Genomic DNA, 23945 nt, shown 5'->3' with positions numbered 1-23945 from the left:
TCGGGGGTGCCCGGATTCACCAGGGTGGCAGGCGAGTCTGTACTGTTTGAGTGCTGGATTCACCAAGAAGATGGTGTCAGGCGCATCGGGGCGGTCGTTCGGTGGCCACGCCCGAAACCACGATACTAAGGAATAGAGAAACCCGATGAGTGATAAGGAAGAGATGCCCCGCATGTCAGAAGCGGTCCCGGTCACGGGTGCAGGCGGGCCCCAGATGCCGCTCGGTGCCCGGCGCCTTTTCATCATTGGATCCCTGGGCGTTCTCGCTGGAATAGTGGCAAGCCGTTTTTACTTCAGTGGCCTAGTCCTGGCCGTCGCAGGCATAGCGCTGCTGGGCGTGGCGCTTTCGTATCGGGACAAGAAACCATGGATGTCGCCGATCTCGTGGGTTGTCTGTGTCGCGGGCGGGCTGTGGACGGCTATCACTGCAGCTTATGGCTGGTCGATCAGCACGGAGGCGGATGCAGCGTCCTCGCATTCTGAGTTCGCCGGATGGTTGTTCACATCCGGATACGTCATGTTCGTTGTCATGGCAATTGGCGTCGCATCGGCGGTCGTAGTCAGGATCATTCGGCGGCGCCCCAAAGCCCATCCTTGAGCAACCATGACCGCCCCGTGTCCATGGACCTCATGGGCTGCGCCCCGCCGCTACTTGGTGGCCGACGACGGTCAAAGCCGGCCGCTTTGTCTTTGAATCAATGCGCCCACACGTTGCCGGCACGGTCAGGACGCCTGCAACGTGACTGCGGCTCCTTCGGGTTGCGCGCGCAGATAACCGGGGGAGCGGGGCGCCCCTGAGTGCTGCTGACCGGCCGCAGGGGGTGGATAGGTCTTTCCCCTGGGGCTAGGCACCCTCGCCGGAAGAGGGAGAAGTAACGACCGAGGCACGAATTTCGGGATGGTCCGGAGTCAGCTGGTTGAAATGAACCGACCCGCGCTTGCCTGGGCATGCGGACCACCGAGCAGGGCATCGAAACCGGCGCTTGTACCCTCGAACATGGCAGGAATCCCCAGATTTTGGATGTGCCTTTACGTGTTCGGGATGCCCACGTTTCGCTTTGAAACGGCAGTTTCAGCCTCAAAAGCCGGCTGCCATATATCCTTCCGGGCCCAGCGCGGGGGCCATCCCACGCACCGGATAGGGTGGACAAATGCGCCCGCTCCACAAAATTACCACCGTCAGTGGTCCCATCCGATGGTTCGGTCTTCCAGCAGCAGCGGCAATCCTGGTTGTGATCACAGCCTGCTCCCCAGTCGTGGACGTAACACCCGCGAAGGATGCGGCAAACCCCGCTTGTGCACCGATGATGGTGGCTCTTCCCGACGCTATCGGGGATGCCACCCTACGCAAGACCAACAGCCAGGCCACGTCCGCCTGGGGAGATCCATCCCGCGTGATCCTCCGCTGCGGTGTCAACGTACCTGGCCCCACAACTGACAGGTGCGTCAGCGTCAACGGCATCGACTGGGTTATCAAGGAAGGGGACCCGGTGTGGACACTGACCACCTTCGGCCGCGAGCCTGCTACGGAAATCCTGATGGATCCGGACAAGATCAGTTCGGCAACAGTCCTGGCCGATCTTGCCGATGCGGTTGGAAAGATCCCGGCAACAAGGAGGTGCCTCGGGCAGGAAGACACCAGATGAGGTAGGAAAGAGCCGCCACAGTGCGTCCCACAGACCTCGCCAAGCATGCAGATCCGGCCAAACGCACCCCTCCCTCGCGGTGACTCCGGTCAATGACCGTGAAGGGCCGGACCGTAGCGGCTTCGGTCCTGGGTTCCCAGTTGGCTGTGCAGCATGCGGCTACGGCTGGCGAATTCTACGCGCGCTGCGCTGGACCCGGCGCCAAGAAACTTCAGGGTGCTGAAGTTTCGGGTTCACCGGTGTGCCACAGCGTGAACTGCGTTTATGCCGAAGTCGTCGGGGCGGAGCAGGGCCAGGACGATCAATCAACTGGCACTCAGGGGCTACCTGGTCACGCTCGACTTCGCAGGCCGAGCCAAGGACTCACGACGAAGATTAATTTCGCGGTCAAGACCGGCAGTTTTTCCTGTACGGATTCGGTTGTGTTGCCGAATAAGAGAACGGCCCGGACCCAGGGTTCGGAAGGTCGCATCTGGTGTGGCTCGAGAAGTCCGCGCTGATGCCCATCGAAAACCGTGATCCCTTGGCGGTCCGAATTCTTGGGTGGGCGGATCCCGGTTCTCAATTGTGATGCTGGACTTCCTCGACCGGTCAACGGTGACCATCCATGGCGTCGAGGCGGCTGGTTCCCGCCGTTCCGTAAAAGGAGTTGGCACGGCAGGCGGGAACGGTGGACCCTTCCGTGCGGCGGCCGGCTCTTGCGGAATCGAAAGCGCGGCGGCTATGGAGACCTGTAGCCTTGTTGGAAGAAGAAGTCGCACTGATGTGCGTGGTGTGACGGCGCACAGTCAAGGAGAATCCATATGGCCGGATCTGAAAACCCCCGCAGGACCATGGAATCCCCGCGAGACGCTCCCGGGATTCCGCCACAACCGCTGGCGGGAGGCCAGGAAACCGCCGGCGACATCACCGGCCGCCCCGGGGATCCGGTCCGCCCAGCGACAGCCGGGCCGGGCATCGGGGGATCAACCAGCGACTTGCCCACCAGCGCAGACAGCGCACCTTCGAGGGGGCACGCGGCCGTCCCAGGATCCCTGTTCCGACGATTCCTTCAGGTCCTTGTGGCGGTGTTCTTCCCGGTGATTGTGGTCGCCGGTGCCGTCCGGGCTGTGACTTCGCCGTTGTTCCTCTGGGTCGAATACCAGCGCCCCGGATTTCCGGCTGACAGCTTCGGCTTTTCCACCGAAGAACGCCTGATCTACGGCTCTTACACACTCGATTATGTTCTGAACCTCGCCCCGGCCGGATACCTCGGCAGACTCGTGAACGCAGAGGGCGGAAGGTTGTTCCTTGAAAGCGAAGTGGGACACATGGCGGACGTCAAGGGTGTCCTCTCGGTCTCCTTCCTCGTGGCGTTCGTGATGCTTCTGGCCGCTGTAGCCTCGTGCGTGTACCTCGCCCGCAAGTATCACGGAGCGGTCCGAAGGGCCCTGTTCTCCGGGGCGGCGCTGACGCTGGCCCTGATCGTGGCGCTGACGGTTTTTGCGGTCCTGGCCTGGGAAGCTTTCTTTACTCAGATCCATGCGTTGTTCTTCGCCGCCGGTACCTGGACGTTCCGGGTAGATGACACGCTGATCAGGCTGTTTCCCGAACAGTTCTGGACCGACGCGGCGATGACGATCGCCGCCCTCGTGTTCCTCGTCACCACGCTCACTGTTGCCTTCGGCTGGCCCGTCCGGCGGCCACGACTTCCCGAGGACGGCAACAGAGGCATGACAGCGCATGCCCGGTGAACTTGTCCGGCCGGCATCCTGTTCAGACTGGGTGAACTGGCACGGAGATACCTCTGAATCGCAACGTCAACGGACAAGGCCTCGAAAGACACGAGCCCAGCCAAACTTTCCACCACCCATCAGACCCGATGCCGGCCGATTGCTGCCATCGCTCCGGCCTCTTTATGAACCCTCTGCTGCCAGCCGATACCCGTACACCGGTCAGGATTTTAGAAACCCTGCACTCAGCTGGCGTGCGCTTTGACGATGGCGCCCAGCGTCTGTTGATGTCTTGAAGGAAATTTTCATGAACAAGAAGTACATGACCATCCCGGCCGCTGCGATCGCCGCAGCCATCGCGCTGGCTGGCTGCTCAGATGGCTCCGGCGGCAGCATGCCCGGCATGAACCATGGCGGCTCCGCCATGTCATCCGGTTCCGCATCTGCGGCCACCTCCCCGCCGGCCACGGCGCCGGCAGCTGCCGTCCCGGATCAGGTCAGAGGACCCAATGATGAGAACGCGCCCCTGGTCGCGGGGATCGCGGCCGCGCTGCTGGCACTGGGCGGGGGCATCTTCTACGTGGCGCAGCGCCGGGCCAGAAACTCAGGTGCCTGAGGCCGGCCGTCGGCGGTCGAAAACGGATCATTCCTGATTCTTTCCGGGAAAGCGGACCGGGTTAGCCGTCGAGGCAAGGACCGCCCCCAGATCGAAGAGCGGCGAGGAGTAGTCCAAGCGGCAGCGGGTTCGCCGGTGCAGCGTACGTCTGCACCTTCGCTGGCTGGTCCGACGCGGCGTTCATCATCAATATATCGGGGTTGAACTCAACAGCGCCGGGCAGATTGTCAGCAAATTCGCCCAGGTCCACGCAGGCACCCGCGTCCCCAAGTGCGGGGACGCCTTTGTCCAAACCCCTGACGACCCTCAAGCGCGGCCTTCCCGTACCAGACCGGATCTCGATGCATCGGCTAAACCCACGAACGTACTGTTTCCAGCACGGCCCCAAAAGCCCGTTGACCGATACGCCGCCCAGCGGTATACCTTGGCGGTGTTGGCAGAGCCAGGCGAAGACCCGTCCCTTCCGGAAGCCAACAGAGGAGGTCCTTCATGAAGGTGCGGTCCAGCAGCGAGTCCTCGTCGTCCGCTCAGCACAGCGGCGCCGTGCCAGGGCGGGCGGTGCCCACACTGGTGGCCGAGGATCTGGTCACATCGGTTCTTGGTCTTCTGATTGTGACCGCCGTATACCTGGATGGGCGTGCCCATGTTCTTGGCCTGCCTGATTCCTTCTTCACTCCATGGCATGCCTTCCTGTATGGGGGCCTGTTGATGCTCGTGGGATGGCTGGCCGTGCTTGGCAGGCGCGCGGCCGCTCGCCAGCGAGTGGCCCGCCTGGCCGTTGTTCCCGCCGGCTATGGGCACGCCGTTGCGGGCGCCGCCGTCTTTGGCGTGGGAGGCATCTCCGACATGGTCTGGCACCAGCTTTTCGGTGTGGAGTTCGGAATCGACGCCCTGCTCAGTCCCACGCATCTGGTCTTGTTCGCCGGGGGCGCCTTGTTGTTCTCCGGACCCATCAGGGCTTCCCGGCTGCGGGCCGGTTCATCCTCACGGCTGACGGGAGTTCCTGTCCTGCTCGCCGTAACGGCGATAACCGCCGTCGCCGCTTTCGCCCTCAGCTACCTGTCCGGGTTTCTGGCGGACCAGGCGACCATGGCCATATCACATGCCCCCGAAGGAACAGCTGAACACATAACGGGAGAGGCGATCGCGTCCGCCGGTCTTGCCAGCTACCTCGTGACGTCGCTGGTCATCGTGGTTCCCCTGGCGCTCCTGATTCGTTTCGGACTGGCCGTCCCGGGAACAGTGACCTTCCTCGTCACATCACTTGCCCTCTTGGCCTCCGTCCTGGCGGACTTCCCCAACCCCGGCGTCATCATGGCCGCCGCGGCCGCGGGCGCGGGCGCTGACCTCGCGCTTGCAGGTTTGGGTGGGCTTGGTGCCTCTGTGCGGGTTCGGGAACTCGTAATGGCACCCCTGCTGCCTCTGCTGCTCTGGCCGGGACAGCTTGTTGCGGTGGCCGCCGCAGAACCCGTTCTGTGGTCTCCGGAGATGGTTACAGGAGTAGTGATCGTCTCAGCGGGGGTGTCCTTCGCCGCCGTCTTCGTCCTTGGAATGACATCGTCGAATGTGGCCAGGTCACCGGAGTAAGCAGTTCTGGCAAGGAGCCAGCGGCACCGAATATCCGGGGCGCTGTTGAAGGACAGTCCGTAAAGATCCGGTCTCGATGGCGGTTCCGCATACCTGGATGCGGTGGGGGTGCCCGGGATCGGCGCACCGTATCTACGCTGAAGCATGCGCAGGATTTGGCTGGCCACAGCTTTGCTGGCCGCGGCATGCGTGTCACCGGTCACGTCATGCCCTGCGATTGCCCAGGCCCCTGTGGTGACGGTGACTGTCCTGCAAAGCTATGTCCCGGCGGTGCGCATTGTCCACCTGAAGGCATGCCAGTCCGGGGTGTGCAAGGAGGGTGACCTGGCGCTGGCTGCCGGCACCAAGCCCGTGAACGAAGGCTGCGAGGGCCCTGATGCCGTGTGCCCTCCGACCGCGTCTCCCGACGGGACACTCTATGGCCACCTTTGGCTGGATCTGATCACGGAGGATCCTATTGACGCCACGGTGTCGGGTGTCGGCGCCGATGGGTCACCGTTGCCCGTCCGCACGATTACCTTCACGCCCAAGCTCACGCAGTGCCCAAAGTTCATCACCGCAAACCTTCTCCTGGACGCCGACGGCGTGCGTCAGGCCTGAGCCGCACCCACTGAGCATCCGACCACGTTGAGAACGATTCCGGCACCGATCAGGACCATGGCACCAAGACCAGGCCTTGCGGGAGGGGGTTCCGGTGGCCCAAAACTCATTCAACAAAACCGCAGCATACCGCTGGCCCGGTATCCGGAGAGGGCTACACAGTGTGCGCAGCCCTGGACCAGGACTGCCGTCATTGTCAGGGGTGTGCCCGTGGGCGCGGAGATAAGTGCCATCGTGCGGGCCTCGATCCCCCGACGCACGCAACCACCCCCCTCAGGCTCCCTTACGGCTTGGATCCGGTCACCAACAGTCACGTCCTGGTTCTGGCCGGAACGAAAACGTTGTGCATGCGAAAGATCTAAAACGGCCCGTTAGCTGGAGACAACCCAGATCGAAGCGGCCGCGGCCGATCCGAGATCGATTTCGTTTCCGCTGTCCTCAACGCGGACGCTGGTGACGTCGGCGTAGGGGCGCTGGCCGAGGACGGTCAATCGTGTGTTTGGCCGGAGTCCAAGTTCGGAGAAGTATCGGAGCATGTCCGGGTTGGCGTCCGAGATCCTGGTGATGGTGACGCCGCGGACGGGGGTCACGGTGGTTAGCTGGCCGGCGGCCGGAAGATGGGGCTGACCGTCCGCAGTCGGGATCGGGTCACCGTGCGGGTCATGCGTGGGATGGCCGAGGTGGGCGTCGATTCTCTCGATCAGGGCGTCCGACACCGCGTGCTCGAGCACTTCGGCCTCGTCATGGACTTCATCCCAGCCATAGTGGAGCACCTCGACCAGGAACGTCTCCAGCAGCCGGTGCCTACGGACCATGGTGAGTGCATGCTCCCGTCCGAGATCGGTCAGTTCGATGCTGCCGTAGGGGGCGTGGGAGAGGAGTCCCTGCCGGGCCAGTTTCCGGATTCCGTCGGAGACCGTGGGCGGGGTCACCCCCAAGCGCTCGGCCATGACCCTAATGGTGATCGGCGTGGCGGACCATTCGGTGGCGGTCCAGATCAGCTTGAGGTAGTCCTGGGCGGAATGGGTCAGGTCGGAAACAGGCATAACAGAGATTTTATCAACAAAACATGAATGTTAGACTTCTCAAACAATGATGTTTGAAGATGGAGGTCCTGTGGACGCCCTGAAATCGGCAAAGTCCAAAATGCCGAGCAGGCGGGCGATGCTGTCCGGTGCCGCCGCCTTTGCTGCCGTGCCCGCGCTGTCGGCCTTTACCGCACCGGAACCCAAAGGCCCGGGGGAAACCTCAGGTCCGGAAGGCATGAATCACGGCGCCATGCAGCCACCGGCCGCCAACAAGCCTGCGAACGCAGGCACCCCGGCATCGGTGGCGATGACACAGGCCGGGCATGCCGGATTCCCCACCGGATCGGTGCCCGTGGAGCGGGCAGGGATTGACCCTTCGTCCATCCTGCGGGACTTTGACCGCGGCAAAACCAGCACCCTGCCGGACGGGCGGACCCTGCGGGAGTGGGACATCGTGGCGGTGGACAAGGATTTCGAGATCGCTCCGGGGGTGACGTTTCCGGGCTGGAGCTATAACGGCCGGATCCCCGGACCCTCGCTCTGGGCCCGGGAAGGCGATGCGCTGCGGATCAACTTCACCAACGCAGGGGCGCACCCGCACACGATGCATTTCCACGGTGTCCACAGGGCCGAAATGGACGGCACTCCGGGAATCGGCCCAGGGTCCATTTCCCCTGGGCAGAGCTTCACTTACGAGTTCAATGCGACCCCGTTTGGCACGCACCTGTACCACTGCCACCAGTCACCGCTGGCCCCGCATATCGCCAAAGGCCTCTACGGGGCCTTCATTATCGAACCCAAGGAGGGCCGGCCCAAGGCCGATGACGAGATGGTGATGGTCATGAACGGCTACAACACCGACGGCGGGGACGACAACGAGTTCTACTCCGTCAACGGCTTGCCCTTCCACTTCATGGACTACCCGGTCCAGGTCAAACAGAACGAACTCGTGCGGATCCACCTGATCAACGTGCTGGAATACGACCCGATCAACTCGTTCCACGTCCACGGGAACTTCTTCCATTACTACCCCACCGGGACCATGCTGACACCGAGCGAATACACGGACACCATCTCCCAGGTTCAGGGCCAGCGCGGCATGCTTGAGCTGCGCTTCCCGTATCCGGGCAAGTACATGTTCCACGCGCACAAGACCGAATTCGCCGAACTGGGCTGGATGGGCTTCTTCGAGGTGAGCGCATCATGACACGCACGCACACCACACCCGCCGCACCGGCATCAACGTCAGCGTCGGCATCCAGGTCAACAGATCAGACAGTCGTCCGGCGGCCGAAACCCCGGTGGCTGCTCGGTCTCGGACCCCTGGTCCTGATAGCCGTCCTCCTGGGCCTGTTTTCCCTGCTGAACGGCCCGGGCCTGTCCCGGCTCGGCCAGGGAGTTCCACCCAAGGAAGAAGTGGCGGTGGAGGACGTCCGGCTGACCCCGGGCCAGATCATCATCACTGTCCGCAACGAAGGCCCGGACCCGGTGGCCATCGCCCAGGTCGACGTCTCGGACTACTACGCAGCCTTCACCCAGACCACCGAGACCATGGCCCCGCTGCAGACCAGCACCATCACCGTCAGCTACCACTGGGTGGACGGGGACCCCTACGAGATCGCCCTGGTGACCTCCATCGGGGGCAAGATCCCCGCCGCCATCGACGCCGCCGCGCTGAGCCCCGAACGCGACGGCTCCTTTTTCGGCCTGATGGCACTGCTCGGCGTCTACGTCGGAGTCATTCCGGTGGCGCTGGGAATGCTCTGGATGCCTTTCGTCCGGCGCTCCTCCGCCGCCTGGGTGCGCGGACTGCTCGGCGTCACCGTCGGGCTGCTGGCCTTCCTGACCTTCGACGCCACCCTTGAGGCCTTTGATCTCGTCGCCGGCACCAGCGCCTTCGGCGGACCCCTCGTCGTGATCCTGGGGGCGCTGCTGTCCTACCTGGTGCTGGAGGCGACCGACGCCTGGATGCGCCGGCACCAGGACCTGCACACCACAGGGGAGCCCGCCGCACTTTCGCCGCGCAGGCTGGCCCTGCTGATCGCCGTCGGCATCGGGCTGCACAACCTCGGAGAGGGCCTCGCCATCGGCTCGGCCTACGCCGTGGGCTCCTTGGCCCTGGGCGCCTCCCTGATCATCGGCTTCGCCATCCACAACACCACCGAAGGCCTTGCCATCGTCACCCCCATGGCCCGAACAAGACCCTCCCTTGCCCGCCTCGCCGTCCTGGGCCTGATCGCCGGCGCCCCTGCCGTGCTCGGGGCACTGATCGGCTCCACCGTGTACCAGCCCACCCTGGGCGCATTCCTCCTCGGTCTCGGCGCCGGGGCCGTCGGCCAGGTCGCTGTCAAGCTCCTGCCAATGCTCAAGGACCCCGAAGGAAAGACCTTCACGCCGCTGACCGCCGGGGGAATCGTGGCAGGCCTGGCCGTCATGTTCGGCACCGGCCTGCTCGTCGTGGCCTGAAACCGGCCAAATCCGTGCCGGCGGAGGCCTGTGCCATGCCACCTGACCATGGCAGCCGTTGAGACAGTAGGGATCCATCCCGCCGGTCCCGACCTGTTCGATCAGGTTGTTGTCCTGATGGATCAAGCTGGCGCGGGATAATGAGGCCATGGCCAAGACTCCCGCCCAGCGCATCAAAAAACACGGCAGCAAAGCCACGGTCCCCGCCCACCAACTGCCTCCTGTGATCAACTCCACAACCAGCCGGTCGCCGCAAAAGGCGCAAGGTAACAGCAACCTGATCGTTGTTGCCGGCGTCGTAGCCAGCCTTTTCTTGTTCTGGTACCTGCACTTGCTCACGCTGAACCAGATGACGCAGTTGTCCGGCGGTCTCGCGATGCCGGATTCCCTTGTGGGCGGCTTTTCCACCGAGTATGTTGGGCAGCTGCGCGCTGCCATGGACGATGACGCCCGCGGGCAGCTCGGCTACGTCCACAAAACCGCGGGGACGCTGTTTCCTCTCATTTTCGGCTTCAGTTGGCTCCTGCTGATCGGCACGAACGTGGCCGTCAAGACCGTGCGTTGGGCGTTGTGGATGGCGCCGATACTCTTCGTCATCATCCGACTGTGGGCCAACGCTGCCGTTGACGCCGCCCTTGCTCCTGCCACGCCCGATGCCAGCGCGGTGGCTGCGGCGTCAGCCCTCACGGTCGGGGGCTGGGTGCTTCTCATCCTGAGCCTGATGGCGGGAGGGGCGGCGGTGTTCCTGGGACGCCGGGACGCCCGGCGGAAGCCCAGGCTGCCCTGACGATCCGCTGTTCCCACCGGAGAATGCGAAGGTTTCCACCCGAACGAACTGCGGGTGAAGTCAGTATTGCCGGTCTCATGTGGTTCGGACGGGCCCTTCTGGCAAATGAAAGAATCAAGTCCGACGTCAGAGCTTCCGCAGCCGCCGCCACATGGGGCAAAGGCGGCAGACGGCATCAAAGGCGACGGGCCGATAGTGGTCAAGGCCAAATGATGGCGTTCCGAATCCTTAACCATATTTAAGCGACGATGAGCAGCACGGGATGGGCGAGACCCCGACTCCTCCAGTTGCGCTGACCCGGCGCACGTAATGCCGTGACGCCCCTTCCGCAAAGCTAACGGAACGATTACGGTCCGATTAGTCAGCTATAGTGGAGCCTGAAGCATCGATACCAAAGCGTTACCTGATCCGGAGCCAAGCTCTGCCAGCGGATCAGGTGCACGAGTCACCAACTGGCAGAGGCGGAGGAACCATAACCGGCAGTCGCAGGACTGCCTTGGGGTGAAGTCCGTCAGCAGCAAGCCCTCATCCAGCTAAAAATCCTTCCGGGGACATCTCTGCGCAGAGTGCTTGTTACGGCGGACCGGGTCTTTGAACTCTCTGACCCGAATCCGACAGCTAACTTCGCAGGCTTACCCGGAGAGGAAAAAATCTTGGCCAGGCAATACTCCAGGGGCCGCCGACGCGCGACAGGCCCCGCTTCGGCGCGCCGGGCGACCGAGGTGTTTACCGCGGACAGGCCCCGCGATCCGCAGCGAGAAGCACGCCGTCGCCGGGGACCCTTCCGCCAGATCACTGATTTCGCCGCCTCCAGCGGTATCGGCCAGAAGGGCGGCATCGCGTTGGCAGCAACGGGCCTGGCACTCACCGTGACTGTTCCGGTGACCGGCCCTGTGATGGCCGCCCAGGAACCCGTTCAGGCCGCGTCCGCCGTTTCCGCCGCCCCACAGCCTGAAATTTCCGCGGCGCCGGGAGCTCGAATCGACTTCAGCCGCTCCCCGGTAGCCACGAAGGCGGACCCGGACGGCAAGTTGAAACAACTGCTCAGTGCCCAGTCGGCCGGTGCCCTCACCCGCGCAGCCTCCGCTGGAACTCTTGGCGCTCCGCTCGCTGCGATGACCACAGTTTCGCCGTTCGGGCTCCGGGTCAGTCCCATCACAGGCGGTTCAGGAGATTTCCATCGGGGACAGGACCTCGTCGCCCAGTGCGGCACTTCCGTCCTGGCCGCTGCCGCAGGCACCGTCACCTTCGCAAGTTGGGACCAGTATGGCGGAGGGAACCGCGTGGTCGTGGATCACGGCAACGGCCTGAAAACCACATACAACCACCTGTCTTCCTTCAACGTGACCAAGGGGCAGGCAGTATCCCGGGGAGACGTGGTGGCCTTCAGTGGGACCACGGGCGCCTCCACCGGCTGCCACCTCCACTTCGAGGTTGAAGTCAACGGGAAAGTTGTCGACCCCACCGGCTGGCTCTAAATTCAACTGATAGCGGGCTCCGCGCAAGCTTGCTCGCAGCGGCGGCCGGCTTCCATGCAGATACGCCAATGTGCTCGTGCATGCGATTCGCACTCGTCCGGGAGTCCGTGCAGACGGTCTGACAGGCTTTCAGGACGGCCCTGGTGATGTCCGATTTCGTAGCCGGTGTGCCGGGACAAGATATTCCCGGTAATGCCGCAGATGTAGGCGCTGCATATGGCCCAGTGCACTCGCTGCACGTCAGAGGTAGCCGGGATGGCCGTGCGCCTGAGCTGCCGGCACTCCTGACGCTGGAAGAAGTGGAAATGATCACTGAGTTCGGCGCAGTCCACGTTCCCGGAAAACCCGGGTCGTCCTGACGGCCACAGTCCGGGCTGGTGCGCGGCTCTACCGTGGAGCGTCGGGATCTGATGCGATCTCTGGCGCTGGCTCCTGGCGATGAGGGCAAAAGTTGCCGCTGATGCGAACGGAGAGATGCCCTGCAGCCGGACGGACTCCGGGCCGGGATCACCGAAGCTGGGGCGCTTTCGCACAGGACCTAGCGGTCCAACGCCGAGCCCGTGCCGAGCATCTTTCCGCCACGCCGATGACATGCTGGGCAGGGTCGGCCCGCTACCCGCCGCCTCCAGGCCTCGGGCCGAATTTCGTCACACGCTAATCATGTCCCCTGGAAGCTTCGCGTTTATACCGGCGATCGGTAGCGCAAGCGAGGGGATCCAGGCCGGCGCAGAAGTGAAAGATGCACGCCGCCATCTCTGATCTCCGAAGTACGGTCGAGGCCCGGTCCGGGGCGCGTCCGGTCACTCACCAAAGGTCATCGAAGCCGGGCTGGGCAGAACAGCTTACGCAGTGTCAGCAATCTGGAAATTGCCGGAGGCGGATGCGTCCGGGCCGCTGGATCGCCAAAAAGTTATGGTAAAAAGCCTAGGCGGCAGGAAGCGATTCGATAATGTTGATGAACCGGGTAGTGACGAGGGGTGATGGGTGATGGCTGTCGCTGCTCTCATCCTCACCGGAGTTTTTGCCCTGCTCGACGTCGCGCGCCACGTGATCCAGCGACGCAGCACGGGCGACGCCGGGATCCGGCAGTTCTCGGTCGGGCCTGGATCCCTGCAATGGTGGGCGCACTGGGGCATGGAATTCGGCACCCTGATCACGGGCGTGGCCGCGCCTATCGCAGACCTGACCGGACTCGCGCCGCTCGAGGTTCTGGACCACCCGGTGGCTCGCGGTGTCGGCACGGCACTTGCCGTGCTCGGCATCTTGGCTACCTTCGCCGCCCAACTTGCGATGGGAGCATCCTGGCGTATCGGTGTGGACGAAACCGAGCGAACCGTCCTGGTCACCTGGGGCCCGTTCCGGCTCGTCCGCAACCCGATCTTCAGTGCCGTGTTCCTGGCGTTCCTGGGCCTGACGCTGATGGTGCCCAACGTGGTCGCGGTCGCCGGGTTCGCCGCCATCCTTGTCGGCACCCAGATGCAGGTGCGGCGTGTCGAAGAGCCATACCTGCGCCGTACGCATGGCACCGCATATACCGACTACGCCTCACGGGTGGGCCGATTCCTACCCGGCATCGGACGGCTACGGTCTGATCAGCGGAATGAGCGTTGATGTCTGGCACGGGACGGCAGTCTGTAACCCCGGCAGGCAGCTGATGCCGTCCACCCGGGACCGCGCACCGCTTCAGCTGCCGACGCCACCCGCTACTTAGAGGAAAGCACCAGGGAAAAACACTGTTCCCGTGAAGGGCAACCGTGGCATCCGCGCACAAGAACCCGACCCTCATATGGTCGCCTCGGGATATGTAGCTGTCTTCGACAGGGACATCCTGCACGCCGGCCAACCGAACCTAGCCCCGCCCGCTGCGCTGGGCCAATGACAAGGACGGAAACCATGAGGAATGGGGCAGAATTCGCGCAGCACTTTGAGAAGCTCAAGGTAGGAAATCGCCTCTGCGGCAGCCGCCCCAACTGCAGATCTCCGGCTCTTTCAGGTCGACAAGACGCACCATCAGTCTCAGCAAACACTCGGGCCCCGGACATCACCCTGTTACCTTGCCGTTATACGTTGTTGAGGACCGATGCTTCCCCTCCCTAGAAGGAAATCATGGCCTTATCGTCTGACCTGTCCGATACCGTCGACCCTTCCGCCGTCGCGCCGCCCCCGGGCGCTCCACACAGGGGCGCGGCCCCGCGCGGGAGGAGGACGTTCCTACACGGCTTCAGGGACGATGCCCCGGCCTCGCTGGTTGTCTTCCTGGTGGCGCTGCCGCTGTCCCTGGGCATCGCCGCGGCCTCCGGAGCTCCGGTCATGGCCGGTCTCATCGCTGCTGCGGTCGGTGGGATCGTTGCCGGCGCCCTGGGAGGCTCGCCGCTTCAGGTGAGCGGGCCGGCGGCCGGCCTGACGGTCGTCGTTGCCGGACTCGTGGACGAGTTCGGCTGGGCCGCGACTTGCGCGATCACGGCCGCCGCTGGTGTGGTGCAGCTGCTGCTGGGCTTCAGCCGGGTGGGGCGGGTGGCACTGGCCGTCTCCCCGGTGGTCGTCCGGGCGATGCTCGCCGGGATCGGCGTCACCATTGTCCTGCAGCAGCTCCAGGTCCTGCTAGGCTCCAAGCCAGCAGGGTCACCGCTGGAAAACCTTGCCCGGCTTCCCGAGGCGATCACAAATGTGGAGCTGCACTCGGCGGTGCTCGGCCTGCTGGTCATCGGGCTGCTCGTTGCATGGAAGCACCTGCCGCAGGCCGTACGGAAGGTCCCCGGCCCTTTGGTGGCCGTCGTCGCCGGCACCGCAGTCTCGACAGCGTTCGCGCCCGGGATTGAACGGATCACCTTCTCCGGGTCCGTGTTCGATGCCGTGGCATTGCCGGAGCTGCCCGAGGGGAGTTGGGCGACGGCGGGCATGGCGGTCATTTCGGTGGCGCTCATTGCCAGCATCGAATCGCTGCTGTCCGCGGTAGCCGTGGACAAGATGCACACCGGTCCCCGCACCGACCTCAACCGGGAACTCGTGGGCCAGGGCTCGGCAAACCTTGTGTCCGGGATGCTCGGCGGCCTCCCCGTGACCGGGGTGATCGTTCGCAGCGCAACCAATGTGGAGGCCGGCGCCAGGACGCGGAAGTCCGCCGTGCTGCACGGTGTCTGGGTCTTGCTGTTCTCCGCCCTGTTCGCCGGACTGATCCAATTGATCCCGCTGGCCGTGCTGGCCGGGCTACTGATCGTGATCGGCGCCCGCCTGATCAAGATCGCGGACATCAGGACCAGCCTGCGCACCGGAGAGATCTGGGTCTACGCCGTGACGCTTTTGTGCGTCATCTTTCTCAACCTCCTGGAAGGCGTCATGATCGGACTGGGCTTCGCCGCCGTGCTCGTGTTGTGGCGTGTCCTTCGCGCCACCATCCATGTCCTGCCGCCCAAGCCGGGCCCTGACGGTATCTGGCGCGTCGGAATCGCCGGTTCCTGCAGTTTTTTTGCGTTGCCCCGGTTGAACCGCGTGCTGCACTCGATCCCCGAAGGCATGGACGTGCTGGTGGAGCTCGGCGCGGACTATCTCGACCATGCGTTCCACGAGGCCCTGCTCGCTTGGAAGAAACAGCACGCCGCGACCGGGGGCACGGTCCGTCTCGAGGAGTACGGAAATACTGTGTTCCGGGACGCGGCAGGCAACACTCCCCAACGTCAGGAGGCCCTGGAACTCCCGCTGCCGCCAAGGGCGAACTGGCAGTCCGGCGACGCGGACGACGTCGAGCAGTTGGGACTGCGGTCCATCCTCCTTGGCGTCGACAAATACCACCGCCGGCACGCGGACAAGGTACTCCCGCACGTGCAGGATCTCGCAGACGGCCAGAACCCAGACACCCTGTTCATCGCCTGCGTAGACTCACGGGTCAACCCCAACCTGATCACCAGCAGCGGCCCGGGCGACTTGCTCACCCTGCGCAACATCGGCAACGTGGTCTGCAACGACGGACAGGACACCTCCATCGAATCGGCCCTGTCATTCGCCGTCACCGGACTGGGCGTGGATTCCCTTGTGATCTGCGGCCACTCCAACTGCGGAGCCATGAAGGCCGTCATCGCAGATGCCGAATCCGGCACCGGGCCGGATGCCTCCGGCCTGGGCCAGGCCTTCAGCTCCTGGCTCGAACACGCCAGTCCCAGCCACCGTGCATACCTGGACGGGCATCCGGTGGCAGCCGCTGCAGCAGCTGCAGGCTTCGGACGCCTGGATCAGCTGGGGATGGTCAACGTGGCCGTGCAGTTGCGCAAACTGGAAGACCACCCGCTGGTGGGACCCGCACTGGCAGAAGGCCAACTGCAGGCCACGGGGCTCTTCTTCGACATCGCAACAGCCCGGGTGATCCTGGTCACCGCGGACGGAATCCAGCACCTCGACCAGCCAGCCGGGCAGTCCCTGAGGATTTAGCACCGTCCACGTCTCTTGGTCTGAGGACCCATAGGCCATCCCGCTCCCGGGATGGCCTATGGGTCCGGCGGCACGATTTTGGGCCCGGCCGGCGACCGGCACTCAGCCGATCCCTGATTTACACGTTCGATACCTGCACTACGGGCGACCCCACCGAAAACCGGCGAGAGAACAAGCCGTTTCGGCCGCGTTCTGCATCGCTTCGCATCGCATCGGGCAGCCTGCCAATTACCTGAGCTGAACACGTTCTCGGCTGGCGCGTGCTGAACGACCGAGGGTTTGGCGGACTACGGGACGGGTACGGGGACCCTTCGGGCGCCCAAATCCGTTCGTCGGGCAACCCAAAAGCCGCCCGTCGGCAGTACGGAATCTACAAGAACAATGGCCAGTACCCGGCCGGTCCACTGATTTTTCCGCCACAGGAACAGGGCCAGAAGTACGTAGGCGACGAACAGCGCACCGTGCACAGGGCCCAAGAGTTGAACTCCGCCCGCCTGCCCTATCCCGTACTTCACGATCGTTGCCAGGATAAGCAGCAGCCATGACGCAGCTTCAGCCACGGCCAACACTCGGAATACACGCAGAAAGTCCATGGGACCAAAAGTTAGCAGCATTGGCTGGGAGAATGCCGGGGAGCGTTCTGATCCGATCCGCCAGCATGACCCGTACCACTGCCGCGTCAAAGTCCGGGACTACCTGCCCGCGGGCTCCGGCGGAAGTATGGCCTACCGTGACCATCGGGCGGCCGCTTCGCGTTACGGCGCCGGGGCGGTTCGCTGTAACGGGTAATACAAGTCGGTGCACGAAGCCATCACCTGAGCTGTGATGGCGCCCTTGCCGCAAGCTGACGCCTGGCGCTTCGCCGCACCCAGGTTAGGCGCCTCGTCGCTGGGTCGCCAGGGGTGGCTTTCAGCGGCTGTTGGCCGGCGCACGGTTTGCGTATTACTATGAGCCTTAGTAGACGAGGAAGACGGCGGCGCCAATGCGCTCCTGGACAAGGATATCTACCGTCGGCGACGACGCTTCGTTGCTTTCGGTCGTAGCTTCAACAGGCACCGCGCTTGCTGTCGGCACGGGGCGGATGCACGAGCAGATGACGTACGGCATGCCGGACATGGCCGGCGGCCGACCGGAAGCCCTCAGACACGTACCTGAGAATTATGGAGGCTTACTATGAGTGAAGTGCTTCTTCCCTTGGCTCTGCTGGCATGCCCGCTGACCATGGGGCTGATGATGTGGTTCATGATGCGTGGTGGTAAAGACAGCTTGGAGCCGTCCCCGCCAGCTGACAACGACGCCGAACTGGCAGAACTCCGTGCCCAAGTTGACCAACTGCGCGCGGCCCAGCGGGAAGCCGCAGACACCACCGTGGAGCCGCCTGCCACAGCTGACGGATTCCGATGAGCGGGCTTGTGCTCGCCGCGGCGGTCCTTGTGGCATCGCTGGCCCTGACGTACTTCTTCTGTCTGCGTCCGATGCGCCGGGGCCGGTGCGCCATGGCGCCCAAGGCCCAGGCCGACGGACATTTCGCCGCTCCGGTGGATCGCGAGGCTGAAATCGCCCGCCTGCGCGACGAGATCGCGGCGCTGCATGCGGCAACCCCGACCCGCGAATCCCGCTGACCGCCATAGTGACCTGACGGCGGAAGACCGAAGCCCGGCAACGGCTGACTTATCTGGTGCTGCCGCCGCGGTCTGCCTCTGCCCGCACACCATTCGACCCGGACAGGCCATCCATCCGGCATCTGCCCCAAACTGCAAGGATCAATACGTGCCTACTGCATCCAAACCCACTGCCATCAAAAAACCCCAGCCGAAAACTTCCAAATCCGGGCGCAGGATCAGCCGACGATGGGTGGCCATCGCCACCGCCGCGGTGATCGCTCTCGGCGCCGGGATAGGTTTCTTCCTGGCCACGAGCGGTGGGTCCAGGGACGGGACTGCGGCCGCTATCAAACCGTACGTTGGTGGGGACCTGCACGTGCTGACAGCCCTCGGGGACCGGCTTTATGTCGGCGGGCACGACGGCGGGGCTGTCTCCGCCGACAACGGCAGGACCTGGACTCAGCTGGCCTCGTTGAAGAGTGCGGATCCGATGGGTGCGGCAGCCAGCGGCGATACGACGCTTATCGGGGGGCACCCCGGCCTGTTCCGGTCCACGGACGGGACCTCCTTCAGCAAGGTCACGGGCCAGGGCGGGCTGGGGGATGTCCACGCCCTTGGCGGTGCCGGAGGCACCGTCTACGCCGGAACCGCGGCGCGGGGGTTGCTGGCCAGCAACGACGGCGGTGGGAGCTGGGAGGCCCGTAACGCCGAGGCCGGCAGGATGTTCATGGGCGTGATCCTGGTCGACCCCGCTGACCCGCAACGGCTGATCGCCCCCGATATGTCGGCCGGCCTTGTGGCCAGCGCCGACGGCGGCGTTACCTGGAAGCCGCTGGGCGGTCCGGGCGGGGCGATGGCAGCCGCATGGGACCCGACCAACACCCAGCGGCTGCTTGCCGTCGGCATGGCCGAAAGCGCCCTGAGCAGCGACGGCGGCAAAACCTGGACCCCCCTGACGGTGCCCCAGGGCGCAGCCGCAGCGACGTTCTCCCCGGACGGCACAACAATCTATGCCGCGGCGCCCGAAGGCACGACCGCTGCCGTCTTCGCCAGTACCGACCAGGGACAGACCTGGAAGGCTCTGAACTGAGTCCCGACCGGCCAACGTACGGACGCTGCTTTAGAGCTGCTGGTTGTGGATGCAGGACCGGGCCTGTAGCCCACTTCAGCTGTCCTGTCCGCCGAGTCCTCAGCGTTAGGGGCCTGGGGGATTACTATGGAACATAGTTGAGTCCGGCCGCTCCGGCCGGACACGGAGAGGCGCGGGTTGTGGCACGTCAGCTAGGGGAACTGGAACAGCTGGTCATGGACCGGATATGGTCCCGGGACCATCCCGTTGCCGTGCGCGAGGTCCTCGAAGACCTGCAGCGCGAACGGGTCCTGGCCTACACGACAGTGATGACCGTGATGGACAACCTGCGCCGCAAGGGCGTGCTGACGCGGAAAAAGGCCGGACGGGCCTTCCTTTACCGCCCTGCGCAGACCCGAGAACAGCACGCGGCCGCCTTCATGGGCGAGGTCCTGGCCGGCAGCCGTGACCGGCAAGTGACGCTGCTGCACTTCCTGGAACAGATACCCGCGCATGAGGCGGCCCGACTGCGCGAGGCGCTGGACGCGCGCCGTCCGGAAGGGAACGAGGCCAGCCGATGATTGCTCCGGTGATGCTGATTCTTCTTGGGCTGATGCTGGCGCTGCTGGGCCCTGTCGTGCTGCGGCGGAGCAGCTGGCTGGAGCGGTGCCCGCGAATAGGCATTGCCGCCTGGCAGGCTCTGAGCTTTTCGCTGGTGTCCACGGTCATACTCGCCGGTGCGGCGGTGGCAGTTCCGGTGGTGCCGTGGACCACGGATCTGGCGGAACTCGTCCGGGCCTGCGCGATGGCACTGGTTGAGCAGTATTCCACTCCGGGCGGCGCCGTCGTGAGTACTACCGGCGTCCTCGCCGTTCTCGCCGTGCTTGCCAGGGTCGGATACAGCGCGGCCAGGGGCCTGAGAGCCGCAGCCAGTACCAGAAGCCGGCAGCTGCAGTCCCTGGCGTTGATCGCCCGTCCCCACCGTGACGTGGACGCGCTTGTGGTCGAACATCAGGCTGCGGCCGCGTACTGCCTTCCCGGCCGGGGCGGCAGGATTGTTTTGACCAGCGCCGCCTTGGCGGCCCTGGACCGCGGTCAGCTCGACGCCGTGATGGCCCACGAACGGGCACACCTGAATGGACGCCACCATCTCATTCTTGCAGCGGCCGATGCCCTGCGTCATGCCTTCCCGGGCGTGGCGGCCTTCCGCGAGGCCCGGAGCGCCCTGGGGCGGCTGGTGGAGATGCTGGCCGACGACAACGCCGCCCGGTGCGCCGACCGCCTGACAGTGGCCACGGCCCTGGTTCGGATGGCGGAGCACGGCGCGACCCCCGCGGCAGCGCTCGGAGCCGGGGACGAATCCGCGCTGAGCCGCGTCCGGCGTCTCGTCGCACCTGCCCGGCCACTGGGGGCAGGGCAGACCGTTGTCGCAACGCTGGCAACCGGGGCATTGCTGGCCCTGCCGATGTTCTTCGCGGTCGTCCCCGCGTCCGCGGCCGGCGCGATGCCGCCCTGCCCTGCCGATGGCATCGCAAGAGCGACTTGACCTGGACCGGTTATGCTTTCCCCGCGTTTAGGCGGGGCCCGGCAATCCCGAAGCGCGTGCCGACCTACGCGACTGGCACGCCTCGGCGCGGGCACTAAGAGATGCAGCACATAGAAGAGACGGTGTGCTCAACCACATCGACTACGAAATCGTCCTCGCAACCGGGTTCGGGCTCAACACGCTGAAGCCGGTCGACGGGATCCTCCGCGGCTACTTCGGGCGGCTAACCTCCCAAACGTCCGGCTCCGGCGTGCTGGTCGACGCCATCACCCTGCTGCGCCTCGTGCGGGCGACGTTGCCGCGAGGCGGGACCACCATCACATCGAATGAAGCGGAAGCATGAGCTGCGTGCAAGCGCCCGGGATGAATGCGAAGGCGGGCCTGCTGGCAGCCGGCGCGATCCTCGCTCTCGGTCCCTGGGGCTTCACGCCGGAGGAGCTCCACGAAGTCTCCGGCCCTGGTCCGTTGATCTCGGAGATCCACCAAAAACTGAGCGCCGCCAAGCGGGAAGGACGCGGGCTCCCGGCTGTGCCGTCCGACGCGGAGCTGCGCGACCTCGAAGCAGGCATGAGGCATTTGGTCGACCTCGTGGAGTCTCCCGGCGGCTCCGATGGTACCCCTGGATGACCTATGTCGATCTTCGATTTCACAGCGCCTGCCCTAATCGACCACCCTGACTATCTCAAGGTGCGCCAAGCGCTGGACTATGTAACGATCGAGCGCTCGGGGCGGGCTTCGGCAGAAGATCGGGCACAAAGTGGCACCGTGGCCCTCCAAGGAGACCGGGCCTTGGACGCGACGCGCCTCGTGAGATTCATTCCGCGATCCGTGTCGTCGTCTGTGGCTTGTGCCGGGCCGCTATCGATGGCGAAACGCTCCGTGGCTGCGGTGCCGGGTCGTGCGCAAGGGCGGGCGGTTCCATCAGTGGCCCTCCTTCGGATGGTGTTTGGGGTGCGGGCGAGCGGGACGACGAGGACAGACCGGTGCTGGCGGTGGGTGAGATGGACCGCGACGGACTCGACCAGCGACTCCTCTGCGACGGTGTCTCTGCCAAGCTGGTTGACGACTGTGGCGGGATCGACGGGAGTGGTCCGCAGGCGCTCTGAGCCGGTCGCCGACATTCAGGCGGCAGCGAAATTGCTGCGTCGCGGGTGGGTTCCCGTGAGCGCAGCCACCTCGCCACCGCCCTCTCCGATCAGGGTTAGCGGGACGGCGAGGCTGAAGGTGCCGGCCTCGCTGCCGTAGTTGGTGGGCTTGAGGGCTGGTTCCTGATCATCGTCTCGGGCGGTTCGGGAAACGCTTCCGTGGAGTACAGGCCGGCGACCTGAGACATGTAATTTGCCCACTGTGGGCCAGCGATCATGTACCCGTCGATGCCTTTGTAGAACTTGCCGTTGATGCTTACGTTTTGTCCTGCGTTGTTGTCCCTCCAGCGCGTCCCCGAAGAAGGAGGCTGTAGCAAGTCCTCGAGTGTAACCCACCACCCAGGTGGCGCCGTTGTTGTTTGAAGTACCCGTTTTAGCGGCGGCCGGTGTTCCGGCGGGGATCTTAGGTGTGATGTATACCCCCGAGCCTCGTTTGAGGACATCTTGAAGCACGTAGTTCACGCCCTTGGCGACGTCCGGTTTGAGGGCCTCGCGGCAGGTGGTTCCCGGGACGGGGAGTTCGCTTCCGTCGGCCTGCGTGATGCGAACCAGGGCTCGGGGTTCACAGTATTGCCCGTCGTTGGCGAATGTAGCGTAGGCGTTGGCCATGTTTAGAGGCGATACGCCGGTGCCTCCCAGGAGATTGCCGAGTTGATGAATGTTCACGGGCGTGCTGTCCAGGCCGTTGCGCACCCCCAGAGCGTCGACTACTTTCTGGATTCCGCAGAAGTCCAGTTGGGCTGCCGAGGCGAATGTGGCGGTGTTGATGGAGTTGTACAGCCCGTAATTCACTGGCATGGGCCGGTAGAACCCTTCCTCGGCGTTCTGGAGGTCGTCCGCGGCATCCAGACGGGCAGCTTTCTGGACCGTGCTGTAGGCGCCGGAAACCTTCCCGCACGTCGATTTCCATGGGAAGCCGACCGGGTAGACGCGTTTGGACGCATCCACTGTCACGGTGATGCTTTTGCCCTCGTTTAACCATTGGGCGAATATGAACGGTTTCATGGTGGATCCAGGTTGAAAGCCACCGGCCCCGTTAAGGTCGTTCCCGGCGGCGTCTTTGGCATCGACATTAAAGTTCAGCTGCGTGTCGAATTTCCCGTCCTGCGGCAGGTACACGGTGTTTTGGGCCATGGCCAGGATCTTCCCGGTTCCTGGCTGCACGGTGATAAGGGATGCGCCCCACTTGCCAAGGTTTGGCCCGGCAGTGGCATCGACTTGCTGTTGCGCCGCGTTCTGCAGCCTGCTGTCCAGAGTGGTATTGATCGTCAGGCCGCCCCGGTATAGCCTCCTTTCCCGTTCCGACACGTTGGAGCCGTAGGCCGGGTCGTTGAGCACCAACCGCGCAACGTAGTTGCAGAAGTACGGTGCCATTTGGGCGCCGGCGCAGCCTTGCCGGGAGGGTGTGAGCTGCAGGTCAGGTCCGGTCGCGACCGCGGCGTCGTACTCTGCCTGTTGTATTTTCCCTTGCGCGAGCATGTTGCCCAGGACCTGGTTCCGGCGGGCGATGGATTTGTCCGGGTTTACGGCTGGATCGTAGAAACTCGGGCTGTTCACCAACCCGGCAAGGAGGGCGGCCTGCGGCAGGGTTAATTCCTTCGCGGTCGTGTTGAAGTAATACCGGGCCGCAGCTTCGGCGCCGTAGGCGTCCCGGTTGAAGAACACAATGTTCAGGTACCCCTCAAGGATCTGTTCCTTGGAGAACTTTTTCTCCAGGGCGATGGCCAGCTTCATCTCCCGCAGTTTGTCGCCAATTTCCTTTTGCCCGTTGAGGACTATTTCGGATTCGCGGCCCGAAGAAGCAAGGGATTCGTTGATGACGTTGGTGACATACTGCTGGGTCAGCGTGGAGGCGCCCTGCCGGGCGCCGGTGGTCAGGTTGCGTGCCAGGGCACGCAGGATACCCTGCCCGTCGACTCCGCCGTGCTCGAAAAACCGGCTGTCTTCAATCGCCACGATGGCGTCCTTGAGGTACGGAGACATCTCATCCAGCGGAACGCTGGAGCGGTTCTCCGCGTAAAAAGTGGCGATGATCTGTCCGTCCGAGGCCAGGACCTTGGTGGATTGTGAAGGAGGTTCGACCGCCAGTTCGGCCGGCAGACTAGCGAACAGCGCATTGGAGCCGCTCAGAGCCGCCCCTGCCACCGCTGCCCCGGGCACCAACAAACCAGCAACCAGGACGCCCGCCAGAACGCAAACCCAGCAGCTTCCCCGGCCCAGTTGCACGCGTGCCGGACCA

At 64.4% G+C, this 23945-nt stretch carries 21 protein-coding genes, 1 pseudogene and 1 riboswitch; of the genes and pseudogenes, 19 read left to right on the top strand and 3 right to left on the bottom strand.

Translation table 11 applies throughout. From position 1 onward, the window contains the following. Positions 1-145 precede the first annotated feature (145 nt). From NIBR502771_RS16755 to NIBR502771_RS16730, 6 genes are all read left to right on the top strand, one after another. On the top strand, positions 146-598 hold the full coding sequence (locus tag NIBR502771_RS16755) for a hypothetical protein (RefSeq protein ID WP_141160721.1): 453 nt from the start codon (positions 146-148) through the stop codon (positions 596-598). 553 nt (positions 599-1151) lie between these two features. Next, positions 1152-1646, top strand: coding sequence for a DUF3515 domain-containing protein (locus NIBR502771_RS16750; protein ID WP_109863944.1), 495 nt, complete (start codon positions 1152-1154; stop codon positions 1644-1646). A gap of 803 nt (positions 1647-2449) precedes the next feature. Next, the gene (locus NIBR502771_RS16745) at positions 2450-3379 is read left to right on the top strand and encodes a TIGR01906 family membrane protein (RefSeq protein WP_109863943.1); all 930 of its coding nucleotides are present in this window, start codon (positions 2450-2452) and stop codon (positions 3377-3379) included. A 286-nt stretch (positions 3380-3665) separates the two neighbouring features. Further along, positions 3666-3974, top strand: coding sequence for a hypothetical protein (locus NIBR502771_RS16740; RefSeq protein ID WP_109863942.1), 309 nt, complete (start codon positions 3666-3668; stop codon positions 3972-3974). A gap of 489 nt (positions 3975-4463) precedes the next feature. Next, positions 4464-5561, top strand: coding sequence for a hypothetical protein (locus NIBR502771_RS16735; RefSeq protein WP_109863940.1), 1098 nt, complete (start codon positions 4464-4466; stop codon positions 5559-5561). A gap of 144 nt (positions 5562-5705) precedes the next feature. Further along, positions 5706-6161: a hypothetical protein gene (locus tag NIBR502771_RS16730; RefSeq protein ID WP_165838071.1), complete on the top strand. Its 456-nt coding sequence runs from the start codon at positions 5706-5708 to the stop codon at positions 6159-6161. Positions 6162-6532: 371 nt separating this feature from the next. Here the strand turns inward: NIBR502771_RS16730 and NIBR502771_RS16725 are convergent, their stop codons facing one another. Then, positions 6533-7207, bottom strand: coding sequence for a metal-dependent transcriptional regulator (locus NIBR502771_RS16725; RefSeq protein WP_109863939.1), 675 nt, complete (start codon positions 7205-7207; stop codon positions 6533-6535). Positions 7208-7253: 46 nt separating this feature from the next. Here NIBR502771_RS16725 and NIBR502771_RS16720 point away from each other — a divergent pair, with 46 nt between their 5' ends. The 6 genes from NIBR502771_RS16720 (at position 7254) to NIBR502771_RS16695 (ending at position 16342) form a co-directional block, all read left to right on the top strand. Further along, positions 7254-8396: a multicopper oxidase domain-containing protein gene (locus NIBR502771_RS16720; protein ID WP_240617850.1), complete on the top strand. Its 1143-nt coding sequence runs from the start codon at positions 7254-7256 to the stop codon at positions 8394-8396. Next, positions 8393-9655, top strand: a complete 1263-nt coding sequence (locus NIBR502771_RS16715; RefSeq protein ID WP_246839713.1) for a ZIP family metal transporter — start codon at positions 8393-8395, stop codon at positions 9653-9655. Before NIBR502771_RS16720 ends, NIBR502771_RS16715 begins: the two co-directional genes overlap by 4 nt. A gap of 148 nt (positions 9656-9803) precedes the next feature. Continuing rightward, positions 9804-10442 (top strand): hypothetical protein, encoded by a 639-nt coding sequence (locus NIBR502771_RS16710; protein WP_109863938.1) that lies wholly within the window; start codon positions 9804-9806, stop codon positions 10440-10442. A gap of 402 nt (positions 10443-10844) precedes the next feature. Then, positions 10845-11091: riboswitch (cyclic di-AMP (ydaO/yuaA leader) on the top strand. A 4-nt stretch (positions 11092-11095) separates the two neighbouring features. Next, positions 11096-11920, top strand: a complete 825-nt coding sequence (locus NIBR502771_RS16705; protein WP_109863937.1) for a M23 family metallopeptidase — start codon at positions 11096-11098, stop codon at positions 11918-11920. 987 nt (positions 11921-12907) lie between these two features. Further along, on the top strand, positions 12908-13531 hold the full coding sequence (locus NIBR502771_RS16700; RefSeq protein WP_141160720.1) for an isoprenylcysteine carboxylmethyltransferase family protein: 624 nt from the start codon (positions 12908-12910) through the stop codon (positions 13529-13531). A 495-nt stretch (positions 13532-14026) separates the two neighbouring features. Further along, entirely contained in the window at positions 14027-16342 is a 2316-nt protein-coding gene (locus NIBR502771_RS16695; RefSeq protein ID WP_141160719.1) for a bifunctional SulP family inorganic anion transporter/carbonic anhydrase, read from the top strand. 287 nt (positions 16343-16629) lie between these two features. On the opposite strand, the gene NIBR502771_RS21290 is transcribed toward NIBR502771_RS16695, so the two are convergent. Next, a complete protein-coding gene (locus NIBR502771_RS21290; RefSeq protein ID WP_210411246.1) occupies positions 16630-16935 on the bottom strand; it encodes a DUF3817 domain-containing protein in 306 nt (101 codons plus the stop codon). Positions 16936-17515: 580 nt separating this feature from the next. On the opposite strand from NIBR502771_RS21290, the gene NIBR502771_RS16685 reads away from it, so the two are divergent. The 7 genes from NIBR502771_RS16685 to NIBR502771_RS16655 all read left to right on the top strand — a co-directional run bounded on the left by NIBR502771_RS16685 (position 17516) and on the right by NIBR502771_RS16655 (position 21188). Continuing rightward, positions 17516-17746 (top strand): hypothetical protein, encoded by a 231-nt coding sequence (locus tag NIBR502771_RS16685; RefSeq protein ID WP_141160717.1) that lies wholly within the window; start codon positions 17516-17518, stop codon positions 17744-17746. Continuing rightward, positions 17743-17964, top strand: coding sequence for a hypothetical protein (locus NIBR502771_RS16680; RefSeq protein WP_141160716.1), 222 nt, complete (start codon positions 17743-17745; stop codon positions 17962-17964). Before NIBR502771_RS16685 ends, NIBR502771_RS16680 begins: the two co-directional genes overlap by 4 nt. A gap of 148 nt (positions 17965-18112) precedes the next feature. Continuing rightward, positions 18113-19036 (top strand): sialidase family protein, encoded by a 924-nt coding sequence (locus NIBR502771_RS16675; RefSeq protein WP_168225757.1) that lies wholly within the window; start codon positions 18113-18115, stop codon positions 19034-19036. 179 nt (positions 19037-19215) lie between these two features. After that, positions 19216-19596, top strand: a complete 381-nt coding sequence (locus NIBR502771_RS16670; protein ID WP_246839712.1) for a BlaI/MecI/CopY family transcriptional regulator — start codon at positions 19216-19218, stop codon at positions 19594-19596. Between the two features lie 11 nt (positions 19597-19607). Continuing rightward, positions 19608-20561, top strand: coding sequence for a M56 family metallopeptidase (locus NIBR502771_RS16665; RefSeq protein ID WP_168225756.1), 954 nt, complete (start codon positions 19608-19610; stop codon positions 20559-20561). A gap of 124 nt (positions 20562-20685) precedes the next feature. Next, on the top strand, positions 20686-20904 hold the full coding sequence (locus NIBR502771_RS16660) for a hypothetical protein (RefSeq protein ID WP_141160714.1): 219 nt from the start codon (positions 20686-20688) through the stop codon (positions 20902-20904). Beyond that, positions 20901-21188, top strand: a complete 288-nt coding sequence (locus tag NIBR502771_RS16655) for a hypothetical protein (RefSeq protein WP_141160713.1) — start codon at positions 20901-20903, stop codon at positions 21186-21188. Before NIBR502771_RS16660 ends, NIBR502771_RS16655 begins: the two co-directional genes overlap by 4 nt. A gap of 574 nt (positions 21189-21762) precedes the next feature. Here NIBR502771_RS16655 and NIBR502771_RS16650 read toward each other — a convergent pair. Then, positions 21763-23932, bottom strand: a pseudogene (locus NIBR502771_RS16650) (transglycosylase domain-containing protein). Between the last annotated feature and the right edge of the window lie 13 nt (positions 23933-23945).

Origin of the sequence: Pseudarthrobacter sp. NIBRBAC000502771 (genome assembly GCF_006517215.1) — a bacterium.
Lineage (GTDB): Bacteria > Actinomycetota > Actinomycetes > Actinomycetales > Micrococcaceae > Arthrobacter > Arthrobacter niigatensis.
This window is presented reverse-complemented; position numbering and strand designations above follow the sequence as displayed.